The organism is Sphaerochaeta sp. S2, from assembly GCF_016406725.1.
Taxonomy (GTDB): domain Bacteria; phylum Spirochaetota; class Spirochaetia; order Sphaerochaetales; family Sphaerochaetaceae; genus Sphaerochaeta.
Window position 1 is genome coordinate 1 of sequence record NZ_JAEKNT010000208.1, and the last position, 12,985, is coordinate 12,985.

The following is a 12,985-nucleotide window of genomic DNA, read 5'->3' on the forward strand; positions in this document are numbered from 1 at the left end:
AAGATGTCTGTCTGGGAGAATCCGTTCATCGTGAATTACCTCTCTGTCCTATGATACCAAAACAGTACCACAGCACTCCCAGAGTTTTCCACTATCACTTTGCCTCTTTAGGATTCTACCCACTCAAAACAGCGAAAGGCCCGCTTTTGGTATGGATTTCTATACAAAGTGTCCAATTATGATAGAGAGCCCCCTAAGGAGCTCTCTATCAATCAGTAATAATCAGCCTTGTTTCCTGATCGGCATCCAGACCTCGAACGCTTGGTCAGAAGGGTCTTCTGAGAGGTACAACTCAACATCAACCCCTTTTGCCAGTTCGTATCCACTGGTTGGCAGCCAATCGGTCATGATACGTCGTTCTACATCTTGGATAACTTGAGGCATTTTCCCCCTACCGGGGAATATCGCCCAAAGTGCAGCATCCACTTCCTGGGTTTCCAGCCCTTCAAGGGTAGCACCTTCATCCAGTTCAATTCCTATGGTATAGAGCCAATAGTCTTTCTCATCGGTGTTGGTGCAGAGACCGAAGAGTCCATGCCCTGGTTTCAAGAGTGAACACAGCTTGGGAATGGTTCCATCCATGGTCTTCTCACCCCAGAACTGCGGTATTGTTTTCATGTTCTCTTCCATGTCTTTGACAAGCTTGAGAGAAACCCCCGTTACGCGAAATGCGTCCTTCCGTTCAATTCGATACTCCATTTCCTGGTCTCCTTTGATGGTCAGGCTGAAGCTGATCCTTGGAAAAGCTCTCAAGGAAGCACCTTCCTTCTTCGCTTCAGAGGGGTTCACTCCATGGAGTGTCTGAAACGCCCGGGTGAAGGAGGTAGGGGAGTCATATCCATAGCGTAGCGAAACATCCAAGACTTTTTCCCCTTGCTGTAGTGCTAGGGCTGCCTTGGTCAGCTTCCTTCTACGGATGTACTCTCCCAGGGGAACTCCTGCTATATAGGTGAACATCCTCTGGAAGTGGTAGGTTGAACAGTTTGCCAACCGGGCCGCTTTTTCATAAGAAATTTCACCATCTAGGTGTTCTTCCACATAGTTAAGTGCTTCATTCAATCGCTCAATCCATTGCATTCTCTGACCTCGAGTCTCAGTATGGAGTAGGGAAACAAATGTATCCTCTCCATTGATGCACAATCCTGCGAGGTTTGCAAGATTTTCTTAGGGCAGAGAAATCTGCCCGGTTGGGATCATAAAGAAACACCCAAGGTTCAATTCCTTGGGTGTTTTGAGAATACTCTTGGAGCTTAGTGTTTCTTCTTGCGGTAGGGCGTATCTTCCAAGGGAAGGGACAATCGGAAGTTTCCATCATAGCGGTAATATGCATTCTGGCATGCAGGAGCAGTAGGGATGGTGGTAAGTTCTCCAACGCCCTTAACCCCGTAGGCAACAGGATGCTTTCCGGGACCTTCAACCAGCTTTACCTCCAAGGGCGGTACATCGGTGCTGCGGAGCAGTCCCAAGGTACCATAGCGGACCTTCAGGTACCCTTCCTCAATCGGGAAATCCTCGGTCAATCCATAACCGAGACCCATGGTCACCCCACCTTCTATCTGTCCGGTTAGTGCTTGATGGTTGACTATCTGGCCAACATCACAGGCAGCAACAACCTTTTCCAGTTTTCCCTCTTCATCCAAGATGACAACCTGGGCCGAATAGCTGTATGCAACATGGCTTACAGGATTCTTCTTTTTACTGGTGATCGGGTCGGTGATGGATGTGTACTCTCCATAGTACTCCTTGCCTTCCAGCTCCTTGAGGGATGATACCTGTAGATCGTCCTTCAGCTTTAAGGCGGCTCTTCTCACCGCCTCACCTGTAAACACCGACTGGCGACTTGCTGTGCTGGTTCCTGAATCAGGGGTTCTGGAGGTATCGGGAGCTTCCACTACAATCTCATGAGCCTTCAGGGAACACGTTTGACCCAGCATCTGGGTACAGACTGTGGCTACTCCCTGTCCCATGCATGCTGCACTGGTCCTGATATGTACCTTACCCTCCTCAACGGAAAGAATACAACGACCGGTATCGGGAAAACCGACACCCAAGCCAGTGTTTTTGAATGCAAGGGCAATGCCTGCTCTGGGGGAGGAGTAGTAGGCATCCTTTACCGCCTCCAGGCACTCAATGACTCCGGTATCTTCGCTTGCAATCTGTCCATTCGGCATGATATCCCCTGGCTTAAGTGCATTGATTCTCCGAATCTCGTAATAATCCATGCCCAATTCATCAGCCAACAGGTTTATGTTTGACTCCACCGCAAAACAACTCTGGGTAACACCAAAACCCCTGAAGGCACCGGAGGGGACCATATTCGTATAAATTGCCTTGCCGATAACCTCGAAGTTCTGGAAGTTGTATGGACCGGAGGCATGGGTACATGCTCTCTGGAGCACAGGTCCCCCAAGGGAAGCATATGCTCCTGTATTGGCCATAATAATTGCCTTTACACCGGTAAGGTGCCCTTTATCATCACAACTGGTCGTGATCTCAATATCCATTGGATGACGCTTTGGATGGACCTGTAGGCTCTCCTGGCGGGTCAGTTTCACTTTGACAGGTGCTTTGAGTATCCAGGCAGCAAGCGCTGCATGGTGCTGGACACTCATATCTTCCTTCCCTCCGAACCCACCACCGACGAGCATGCTGTGACAATGTACTTTCTCCGCTGGCAGCTGAAGCATCGTACAGATCTCATGCTGCTCATCATAGATGGATTGGCCGGAGGTATGAACAAGAACACCATCTTCACCTTCAGGCAGTCCTACAGCACACTCTGGCTCCATGAATGCATGTTCAGTGTAAGGGGTCTTGTAGGTTCTGGTAATGACGTGTGTACTCTCTTTGAAGGCCTTCTCTACATCCCCTCGTTGTATATGTTCCAGTGAGAGTAGGTTTCCATCCTCATGCACCTTTGGGGATTCTTCCTCGAGTGCCTTATAGATATCGAGAACAGGGGGCAGCACTTCATAAGATACTTCAACCAGGTTTGCAATTTCTTCCAACGTTTCAGGGCTCTTTCCAACGACAAGGCAGATGGCATCCCCTGTGTACCGGGTAATCTCGCCAATAGGAATGAATACAGGCCAGTCTTGTTTGATGTGCCCGATAATGTTGTGAGGCACTTCATCACTGGTGATGATGCGGACAAAATCAGGATGTGACTTTGCTTTTATATCGTCAATGGAAAGAACCTTTGCACGAGGAAATGCAGAACGGACAGCCTTTGCATGCAGCATGCCGGGTATTCTGATGTCATCGGCATATAAACCTTTCCCCAGTGCCTTGGGCTCAGCATCCACACGGCGGTAACGTTTGTCGAGCTTTGGCTCTTCCTCCGTTGTAGGGACTGAACGGTTTTCGCGGAAGAACTCCGCGCACATCAGGATTGCTTCCTCTATCTTCTTATATCCAGTGCAGCGGCAAATATTCCCCCTGATCGCTTTTGTCACTTCTTCACGGGTAGGGGAAAGATTCGTATCGAGCAGGCTTTTCGCGCTGATGATCATACCGGGGGTGCAGTACCCACACTGAACTGCCCCAGCTTCAGCAAAACAGTAGGCATAGACCTCTGATTCCCGTGCAGAGAGACCCTCAATGGTGGTAACCGTCCTCCCTTCAAGCCTTGAGAGAGGAATCGTACAGGCCTTCATTTTCTTTCCGTCCACCAAGACAGTACAGGTACCACAAATACCCTCACTGCAGCTGTCCTTGGTGCCGGTCAAATTCAAGTCTTCACGGAGGAATCTAAGGAGTTTCTTGTCTTCTCCGTTGTATGTAATCTGATTTCCATTTACGCTGAATGCATACATAGCTGTGCTCTCCATCGTACGTTGGTACGTATGTTTTTTTTGGGAACAGGTGCTAGCCGCTTAGCGTCAGTACCCAGAATTGGATACGTCGGTCTGTGATGCTATACATCTTCATGATTGCAATGAACCCGTAAAAAAGTCAACATTCTGTTGCGGTAGTTACATGTCTGTTGCAGAGGGTGTTGTAGTTTACCGCAAATTATTAAATATAATCTAAGCAAGGTAGAAATGAGCAACGCCCATCTCTACCATTGATGCAGATATCCTAAATACGCTTCTCTCTGTTGAACGGTTTTCCAAGGGATGTTGGGCCTAAAAGCTGGCTCTCCCTGCTGAATGCGAGGACGATGATGACCATCACATAGGGCAACATGACCGCAAACTCGTAGGGGAAGTTGATGCCTTGCCCCTGGATGGCCAGCTGCAAGGCTTGTGCCAGGCTGAACAGCAGTGCTCCACCCATGATCTTCACCGGATGCCAGTGTCCGAAGTAAACCAAGGCAACTGCGATGAACCCTCGTCCTGCGATGATCTCATCGCTGAACATTTTCACCTGGGCTAGAGAGAGGTATGCACCCGCCAAGCCAGCCAATGCACCTCCCACAGCAAGTGCCTGATAGCGAACCCTGTTGACCTGGATACCGATTGAGTCAGCGGCACGCGGATTTGTGCCAACTGCACGTACCCTGAGTCCCCATGGTGTCTTGAACAGGATGTACCATGCAAGAGGAACGAAGAGGAAAGCGAGATAAACCAAGACATTGTGGCTAAAGAAAATTGGACCGATAAATGGGATCTTGGAGAGTCCTGGAATGGGAAGATTCCCAATGCCAGGAACTGACTGGGTACCACCGATGAAGTGGCGGAACAGTGTGCCTGCGGTTCCAACCCCAAACATCTGCAGTCCAATACCGGCAATACCTTGCGGTGCACGGAATGTGACCACAACAAAGGCGAAGAAGATTCCAAACAACGCGCCCACAACCATTGCAAGAGCCAACCCCAGGACATTGTACATGCCAGAGGTCGGGCCACCCTGCCCAATGCTGTAGGGTACAAGCATTCCAAGGAATGCTCCCATTGCCATAATACCTTCACAGCCAAGGTTGAAGACACCTGCTCTCTGATTGAACATCTCTCCAAGGCTGGCGATGAGAAGGGCGACGGAGAAGGGGATGCCCAGACTCAGGATGTTTACGATAAAGTTCATGCTTCCACCTCCACATGTTTCTTGCCTATTCCTTGGTATTTACGCCAGATCCGTTCCATCAGGTAGGGGTCGGCGAGGATCATCTTGGTAGCAACGATGACCAGGATGATGACACCCTGCAGTACATTGACCATATTGGCCGGTACCCCAACCATACGTTGGGTCATGTCAGCTCCAACGATCAAAAGTCCAAAGAAGAATGATGCCGGTATGATGCCTGCCGGATGCAATCCTCCAAATAGGGCAACAACGATTCCACTGAATCCGTACCCTCCGGTAATACCTTCAATTGCTCGGCGGTGTACGCCTGCTATCTCAATGGCTCCTGCCATACCGGCAAACGCGCCACTGATGACCATGGCAATGACCAGATACCAGGTAACGCTGATACCGCCGTACTTGGCTGCCCGGGCACTTGCCCCAGCTGCTCGCATCTTATATCCATAGTTGGTTTTCCACAGGAGGAAAAAGATAAGCAATGCAAGCAACAAGGCAAAGAAGATACCGGTATGTAGTCGGGTTCCCTTGAGGAATCGGTCAAGCCAGATTCCCTTTGACAGTCTCATGGACTGGGGAGTTCCGCTACCCATTGTGAGCTCTGCTGGATCGAGGAAAGGTCCGCGGAGCATGAAGGTGTAGAACTGGGCGGCAATGTAGTTGAGCATTACCGTTGAAAGCAACTCGCTGACCTGTAGCTTAGCCTTCAGGATACCTGGGATGAAGCCCCAGACTCCTCCTGCCATTGCTCCAGCCAGAACTGCCATCGGGAGAAGGATGGGTTTTGGAAGTTCAGGGAATGCAAGTGCCACGGCAGTGGTACCGAGAATTCCCATAGCCATCTGTCCCTCTCCACCGATGTTGATGATGCCGCTTCTGTAGGCAACTGAAATGCCGAGGGCTATGATCGTGAGCGGTATTGCCCTGATCAGAACCTCGGTGAACTGGAGGGTTGTCTTCAATGGTTCAAAGAGAATAACCATGTAGGTCTTGAAGACATCAGCCCCGATGGTCAATAGAATTACCGAACCGATCAACATTGCAGCCAGAATGGCCAGAATGATGATGGTAACCTTGTAGAGTATCCTAAACTGTTTGGTCATCTTTCACTCCTGCCATCAAAATACCGAGACTCCTTCGATTGGCGTCCGTTCTATCAAGCACCTTCTGGATCTGTCCCTTGAAGATTACCGCCACACGGTCTGAAAGGTCGAGAATCTCATCCAGTTCCTCACTGATGAGGAGGATGCCTATTCCTTCACGCCTGATCTCCAAGAGTTGCTTATGGATGAACTCTGCTGCCCCGAGGTCCAAGCCTCTGATGGGGTAGACGGCGATCAGGAATTTTGGTCTCCTCGAGATCTCTCGGGCAAGGATTACTTTCTGGATGTTTCCTCCAGAGAGTGATCCAGCTGCAACGGAGATATTGGGGCTGCGGATATCAAACTTAACACGCAGGTCCTCGGCATTCTTGTCTATGGCCTTATTCTTAAGGAATGCATGTTTGCTGAATTCATCATGCTCTGAATCCTTGAGGATAAGGTTCTCCTTCATCGAGAAGGAAGGAACAATGCCTTCTGTATTACGTTCCTCAGGGATATAGCCCATGCCAGCTTCTATGATGTGGTGAGGGCTCTTGTTTGCAATATTCTCGCCGTAGAATTGGATTTCTCCGCTCTCTACCTTCCTTAGGCCATTGATGGCCTCGGCTAGTTCCCTCTGCCCATTTCCTGATACACCGGCAAGACCGACGATCTCACCGGAGCAGATGGTCAGGTTCAGGTCCTGCAGTGCCAGGAACCCACGGTCGCTCTTCACATTGAGGTTCTTGATATCCAGAACAGGTACTCCCTCACATGCGGGCTCCTCGTTCAGGGGGAGGTCAACCTCATGTCCGGTCATCAAGGCAGCAATGTCAGAAGGGGAGTGTTCATGGGTATTTCCCTCGAAGACAACCGCACCATGACGAAGGATGGTGATCTTGTCCGAGAGGTCTTTTACTTCCTGCAGCTTGTGGCTGATGAAGATGATGGAGAGTTCGCTGCTCATATTCTTGAGCAGTGCGATTAATTCATCAGTCTCCTGTGGGGTGAGGGCACTGGTTGGTTCATCCAGTATCAGGAACCGTGCACCCAGACAGAGTGTCTTTACCAACTCCACCCGCTGTTGCTCTCCAACGGAGAGTTGCCAAATATACGCATCGGGGTCTACTACGAGCCCGTATTTTTTCGCTACTTCATTGATCCGCTCACGCACCATCTCAAGGTCCAACTTGTGTGGTGACCATGCTGCCTTGTATCCAAGGGCAATATTCTCCAGGACGGTCATGTTTGCAACCAGCATATACTGCTGGTGTACCATGCCAAGTCCTGCTGCAAAGGCATCATTCGGGGAGCGGAAATGCACTTCCTCACCGTTGATGAGTATGCGCCCTTCATCCGGCTGGTAGAGACCCATGAGGATATTCATCAAGGTCGTCTTGCCCGCTCCGTTCTCTCCAACCAGCGCAAGGATCTGGCCCTCGGATATCTCCAAGGTGATGTCATCACTTGCCAAGACTCCAGGGAAGCGCTTGGTGATGTGTTCCACGCGTAGGTTGGTTATTTTCTTCTGTGTGAGTTCCATGGGGGAAGCCTCCGTGGGAAATAATCAAAAAAAAGCAGTCATGCAGTGTAATCCCTGCATGACTGGGAAACAATGTGCTTACAATTTGGAGTAATCAACACTGGTGTAGTTGATGGTCCCACTTGCAGCCTTGAAGGAGTCGATGGCCGCATTGACCTTCTCTTCAATCTCTCCTGCATACATGTTTTCGAGTTCAGGGTTGAACTCAAATACAAATCCACCGTTCTTGAAGTTCAAAGGAATAACCTCTCCGCCCAAGACGCCGGCATCAAGCTTGGCAACGAGGCCTTCGATGACGGATGCATAGTTGTAGGATGAAGCTGCAATAACCTTGTAGCCTTCGGTGATGTGAATCTGAGCGATATCCTGACCAACCCACCAAATCTCTTCATTGGGGTAGTCAGCTACGGCACGAAGAGCACCGAGAGCCTGCTGGCTGCTTCCGGTCAATACATCGGCACCGCTTCTGATCTGGGACTGTGCAACCTCTCCAGCTTTTACGAAATCACTGAAGGATCCACTGTGTGCAACCATGATCTTGGCTTCTGGATTGACAGCCTGGACACCGAGGACGAAACCACGGTTGTAGCGGGCTGCATCCCCTGCATCAACAGGACCAACAAGGCCGATGACATTGGCTTTGGTGGTCATTCCAGCGATGATACCGGAAAGGTAACCGGTCTCTTCACTTTCTGGCATGTAGGTGAATACATTGTCCGGACCAACTTCGGCGCTGGTTCCAAAGGCGAAGGAAACATCAGGATACTCTTCAGCCATTTCCATGATGAGGTTCTTGTACTGTGCTCCATGGGCGATGATGATATCAAAACCCTGGGCAACATACTGGCGTGCAGCAGAACCGGCATCAACTGGCTTCATCTTCTCTGTGTAGCTGTACTCAATACGACCAGGCAGGCTTTTCTGGGCAGCGATGATGCCATCGTGCATTGCCTGACACCAGCCCTTGTCGTCAATGGTATTCTCGATGATCAAGGCAATCTTGACCACATTGGAATCAGCCTCTTCAGCTGGGGCTTCACTGCTGCCTGCAGCAAAAAGCGAGCCACTGACGAGCGCAAGACAAAACAGAATTGTCAGAAATTTTTTCATGTTCCTTCTCCTCTTGGAATATCGACCCATTTTACTGGGTCTAAGCTTTTTTCAGTATAGAGGTGGATTGTATGCTCTGTCAAAAGAAATATGTGAATAGTTGCGAAATTATCGATTCATAAATTGAGCTATCAGTGATATTTACAGTGAATATCGAGGGAAAATGAAGATTTATATGTTGCAATTTTAGTGAAACATAAAAGTATTACTATCTTTATGCACCATTCATATGAGTCAGAAAACTAGACAATGCTTGCAGGATGTATAGATTTTGCACTCATTGTTGCAACTTTTGTTGCGTTGATTACTGCTTGTTGCAGTTTTTCTCCCTTTAGCAACTGCACCGTCAGGGCTGCACTCAAGGAATCTCCGCACCCGATGGTATTCACTACCTCTGTTTCTATGGTTGGAGAACTAAAAAAATGAGAATTCTGTACCCAGAGTTCAGATGATCCTCGAGAGAGTACGAATGTACTCCCATACTGCCCATACAACCTTCCAAGCATTTCCCTCACAGTCCCCTTGAGATCATCGGTATCCTGGTGTTCTGCCAGCTTGATCCCAAGGAAGGTCTGGACTGCTTCGCTGAGGTTGATCTTCACCACATCGGGGTGGTAGGGGAGACAGCGCTCCAGGTCTTCACCCTTTAGGTCGAGCAAGACAAACTTCCCCAGTGTTTTCGCTTCCTTGACAAAGTCTGCATAGAGACTGTCTGAATACCCAGGAGCACGGGTTCCAAGAATGATTACACCGTCACAATCCTTGATGTTTTGGGAGAAGAGGTTTCTTATAGGTCGCTCACAGGCTGGATCAACAGGAAAAGGTTCCTGGACCAGCTCGGTTGCACCCTCGCTTGTGATGACGGTTACACAGGTTCTGATGGCACTTCCACTATCCGCCCAGAGCGGGGAAACCCCATCTTTCCTGCAAAGGTCAATCATCTCCTCTGTGCGGTTCCCACCCAAGTGGGTAAGCAAGAGACTTTTATGCCCAAGTTGGCTGACTATCCTGGCTGCATTCATACCCTTCCCTGATGCATCCAGATAGTGTTCCTGGGCACGATTCACCTCCCCGATTGAGAAAGAGGGGAAGCGCATCGTAATCTGGAAAGTTGGGTTCAGGCAGACAGAAAGAATCTTCATGACAATTTGAGCAGAATCGAACCATGCTGGGGAACCAGTTGTCGGTAGGCAACACCGGTCTTGTCAAACATCAACTTGGATGCTTTCGTGTTGTCTGCTTCACTGTACTTGTCAGAGAGGAACACCACTTCCTTGATCCCTGACTGGATGATTGCCTTCGCGCACTCATTGCAAGGGAACAGGCCAACGTACAGCGTGCACCCCTTCAGGTTGCTGCTGATTGCGTTGAGGATGGCGTTCAGCTCAGCATGGCAGACATAGGGATACTTTGTCTCGAGCCACTCTCCTTCTCTTTCCCAGGGGATGTCATCATCATCCACCCCGATCGGGAAACCATTGTATCCAACACCAACGATCTTATGGTCGGTGTTCACGATACATGCTCCCACCTGGGTGCTCGGGTCTTTGCTTCTGAGTGACGAAAGGACTGCCACTCCCATGAAATATTCGTCCCAACTGAGATAGTCTTTACGTTTGGGCATGATTTGTACTCTCCTTTTTTCGCAAGAATTCAAGAATGGTATCGGTTAATGATTGCTGGATAGATCGATAGAGGAGAAGGGCATGTCTACTGTGGTTGTAGTTGTCCATCTCCGTTTCAAGGATATGGAAGTCAACACTATTGTGTTCCTTCTCAATGATCTTGAGATTCTTGAACGGAACAGTCTGGTCGTTGACATCATGAATGGAAAAGAGGGGACAGGTTATCTTTCCAAGATTCTTTCTGACATCCTTCATGGCATGGACCAAGCTCATCCCGGGACGGATAAAAAGCCCTCCATAGCCATACCAGTACTCACTGCCGTCTTCTCCCTTAGGATTGCCAGTAACCACATGTGCCCCGATCGAGGGAGTGAAGAGAGCTAAAGTTCGGGATATGTATTGTTTCCAATCTGTGATGATGCCGTCCTTCAGGCTGTTGTAGACCACAGGGGCCGCTATGGTTACCAGTTTATCGGGAGCAATTGTACTCTGGCAGTAGGTTTCTCCGAGCTTCAGGGTCATTATACCCCCCATGCTGATACCCAGCACATAAAGTGTCTCATACTGCCCTCTCAGGGTTTCATAGTATTTACAGAGGTAGGAGAACCACTGGGTGAAGGTGGTGTGGGCAAACTGGTTAGGGTCTGTTCCAAAGCCAGGCATCAGAGGCGCATGTACATCCAGTCCCGCTTCGAAAAACCGCTCAGCACTGTAGTGGTAGACCGAGGGGGTGGAGGGGAAGCCGTGAACAAGCAAGATGGCCTGTTTACTTCCTTCTTTCGTCATGATGATACTCTTTGCTTCCTCACAGCATACCTTGGAATCATCGACAGTGAGGGGCTCGACATTCCTGTCACGATACCCGATCAAGGTCGTATTCCAGAGTATGAATGCAATGATGAGGACGAGGATGATATACCACATGGCCTTAACTATATCCCAGAGACCCAATGAAGGAAAGGGCAAAAAACAAGAGCCTATCGGTTAGGATAGGCTCTTGGGATAGGTAACAAATTTTCTGCTAGGCCATCATGAACGGAATGACTGCAAGCAAGACACCAGCTGCAACGGCAGAGCCGATAACACCAGCTACGTTCGGGCCCATGGCATGCATGAGCAGGAAGTTCTGGGGATCAGACTCCTGACCGACCTTGCTGGAAACACGGGCAGCCATTGGAACTGCCGATACACCAGCGCTTCCGATAAGTGGATTGACTGGATGTTTCGGATCAAGCTTGTTCATCAGTTTTGCGATCAGCAAGCCGGATGCAGTACCGATAGCGAATGCAATCATGCCAAGAGCAAGGATTCCCAGGGTGTTCAGGTTGAGGAAGTGGGAAGCTTCCATCTTCGAACCAACAGAGAGACCGAGGAAGATCGTTACGATATTCATCAATGCATTCTGCATGGTATCCGAAAGACGGTTGGTCACACCGCACTCCTTGGCCAGGTTACCGAACATCAGTGAACCGATGAGCGGGGTAGCAGAGGGGAGCAAGATTGCGCAAGCGGTCAGAACGGTCAAGGGGAAGAGTATTCTCTCCAGCTTTGAGACCGGTCGAAGCTGTTTCATCTTGATCATCCGCTCTTCCTTGGTGGTCAGGGCTCGCATGATCGGGGGCTGGATGATGGGAACCAATGCCATATAGCTGTAGGCAGCTACGGCGATGGGGCCCAGCAAATCCGGTTTAAGACGGCTGGTCACGTAGATAGCCGTCGGACCATCAGCACCTCCGATGATTCCGATGGAACCAGCAGCGAAGAGGTCAAAGTTGATCCCAGGGATGAAGCTCAGGGCAAGGGCGCCGAGCAGGGCAACGAAGATGCCTGCCTGGGCTGCTGCGCCGAGCAACAGGGTCTTGGGGTTTGCAATAAGCGGGCCGAAGTCCGTCATTGCACCAACACCCATGAAGATCAAGATCGGGAAGAGACCGGTATCAATACCCATATCGAACAACAGCTTGATAAACCCAGGAGCTCCTGAGGTAGGATCAATGCTTGCTGCATATCCCATAGGGATATTCGAGAGGATACAACCGAACCCAATAGTTACCAACAGTAAAGGTTCAAAGTTCTTTACTATGGCAAGATAGAGGAGGACAAAGCCAACGATGATCATGACAAGATTGCCAACACCGAAGCCTTCTGCCAACCCCAAGAATCCGAACAGTCCAGTGGACTGCCAGAGTTGATTAAACGCGGAACCAATCATCTCAGAGTCTCCTTTAGCTGATCACCAGCAATTCGTCATCGCTCTGCATCTGCTGGCCTTGGCTTACGGCGATCTTGGTTACTACGCCATCACAAGGAGCATAGATCTCATTTTCCATCTTCATGGCTTCCATGATCATAAGCACCTGGTTCTTCTTGACCTGCTGGCCTTCCTTCACGTCTATTCGGAGGATCAGACCTGGCATTGGTGCATTGACCGAGACAGCTTCATGAGAGGGAGCAGCGGCAGCACTGCTGGCTGCAGCAGGAGCACTAGCGGCAGCATCCTTGGTTGCCTCGATGGCACTCTCGTCAATACCGAAAGCAACATTGAGAGGATAGTCATTGCCATTAACCTTGGCGGAGTTCTTGGTGAGCTTAACGCCATAGGC

General features: G+C 49.8%; 11 protein-coding genes. All 11 read right to left on the reverse strand.

All coding sequences use genetic code 11. The annotated features are described in order from the left end of the window. Positions 1-222 precede the first annotated feature (222 nt). Complete coding sequence (locus tag JF818_RS05800; protein ID WP_198891028.1) at positions 223-1,077, reverse strand: AraC family transcriptional regulator; 855 nt, start codon at positions 1,075-1,077, stop codon at positions 223-225. Between the two features lie 173 nt (positions 1,078-1,250). After that, on the reverse strand, positions 1,251-3,830 hold the full coding sequence (gene xdh, locus JF818_RS05805) for a selenium-dependent xanthine dehydrogenase (RefSeq protein ID WP_233066428.1): 2,580 nt from the start codon (positions 3,828-3,830) through the stop codon (positions 1,251-1,253). A gap of 250 nt (positions 3,831-4,080) precedes the next feature. Further along, the gene (locus tag JF818_RS05810; protein ID WP_198891030.1) at positions 4,081-5,025 is read right to left on the reverse strand and encodes an ABC transporter permease; all 945 of its coding nucleotides are present in this window, start codon (positions 5,023-5,025) and stop codon (positions 4,081-4,083) included. Beyond that, positions 5,022-6,125, reverse strand: a complete 1,104-nt coding sequence (locus JF818_RS05815; protein ID WP_198891032.1) for an ABC transporter permease — start codon at positions 6,123-6,125, stop codon at positions 5,022-5,024. Before JF818_RS05815 ends, JF818_RS05810 begins: the two co-directional genes overlap by 4 nt. Further along, positions 6,109-7,647: an ABC transporter ATP-binding protein gene (locus tag JF818_RS05820; protein ID WP_198891034.1), complete on the reverse strand. Its 1,539-nt coding sequence runs from the start codon at positions 7,645-7,647 to the stop codon at positions 6,109-6,111. Before JF818_RS05820 ends, JF818_RS05815 begins: the two co-directional genes overlap by 17 nt. Before the next feature lie 78 nt (positions 7,648-7,725). After that, positions 7,726-8,757 (reverse strand): BMP family protein, encoded by a 1,032-nt coding sequence (locus JF818_RS05825; protein ID WP_198891036.1) that lies wholly within the window; start codon positions 8,755-8,757, stop codon positions 7,726-7,728. A 242-nt stretch (positions 8,758-8,999) separates the two neighbouring features. Continuing rightward, complete coding sequence (locus JF818_RS05830; RefSeq protein ID WP_198891038.1) at positions 9,000-9,899, reverse strand: 1-phosphofructokinase family hexose kinase; 900 nt, start codon at positions 9,897-9,899, stop codon at positions 9,000-9,002. Beyond that, entirely contained in the window at positions 9,896-10,381 is a 486-nt protein-coding gene (locus tag JF818_RS05835; protein ID WP_198891040.1) for a dCMP deaminase family protein, read from the reverse strand. The genes JF818_RS05830 and JF818_RS05835 overlap by 4 nt, the downstream gene beginning before the upstream one ends. Further along, the gene (locus JF818_RS05840; protein WP_198891042.1) at positions 10,368-11,306 is read right to left on the reverse strand and encodes a carboxylesterase; all 939 of its coding nucleotides are present in this window, start codon (positions 11,304-11,306) and stop codon (positions 10,368-10,370) included. The genes JF818_RS05835 and JF818_RS05840 overlap by 14 nt, the downstream gene beginning before the upstream one ends. 97 nt (positions 11,307-11,403) lie before the next feature. Next, positions 11,404-12,594 carry a sodium ion-translocating decarboxylase subunit beta gene (locus JF818_RS05845; protein ID WP_198891044.1) on the reverse strand — a complete coding sequence of 397 codons (1,191 nt, stop codon included), beginning with the start codon at positions 12,592-12,594 and terminating at the stop codon, positions 11,404-11,406. Positions 12,595-12,607: 13 nt separating this feature from the next. Next, the coding region (locus JF818_RS05850; RefSeq protein WP_198891046.1) for an acetyl-CoA carboxylase biotin carboxyl carrier protein subunit at positions 12,608-12,985 on the reverse strand (378 nt) is incomplete at its 5' end.